Annotated in this window: 1 protein-coding gene; it reads left to right on the top strand. The window is 70.7% G+C overall.

Annotation, left to right across the window (positions count from 1 at the left end; genetic code table 11):
- Positions 1–300: MnhB domain-containing protein (locus tag GYB81_RS23880; RefSeq protein ID WP_161898008.1), on the top strand; the 300-nt coding region annotated here is incomplete at its 5' end.
- Between the last annotated feature and the right edge of the window lie 52 nt (positions 301–352).

Here is a 352-nt window from a genome sequence, read left to right as displayed (position 1 = left end):
GTGCTGTGGGCCGTCGCGCACGGACCCGATGCCGCCACGCAGCGCCTGCCGCTGCGCTCGCCGGTGCGGCTTGCGGGGCTGGGCGTGCTGGTCGGCGCGCTGTCGGGCCTGCCGGCCTGGCTGATGGGCAAGGCCTACCTTACGCACCTGTGGGCCGGTGTGCCGCTGGGCTTCACGACGCTGCCGGTGTCCACGGTGCTGGTGTTTGATCTCGGCGTCTACCTGTGCGTGTGGGGTGCGCTGGGGGGTTATGCCATCGCACTGCTCGACAGCGACGAGGCGGAGGAGGGCGCGCAATGATCTGGGCCGTCGCCTTCGCGCTCTGGATCACGTTGACCGCAGGGCTGTACCT

This window comes from Pseudomonas yangonensis (assembly GCF_009932725.1).
GTDB lineage: Bacteria > Pseudomonadota > Gammaproteobacteria > Pseudomonadales > Pseudomonadaceae > Aquipseudomonas > Aquipseudomonas yangonensis.
Note: the sequence above shows the minus strand (reverse complement) of the source record. Positions and strands in the feature narration are given on the sequence as shown.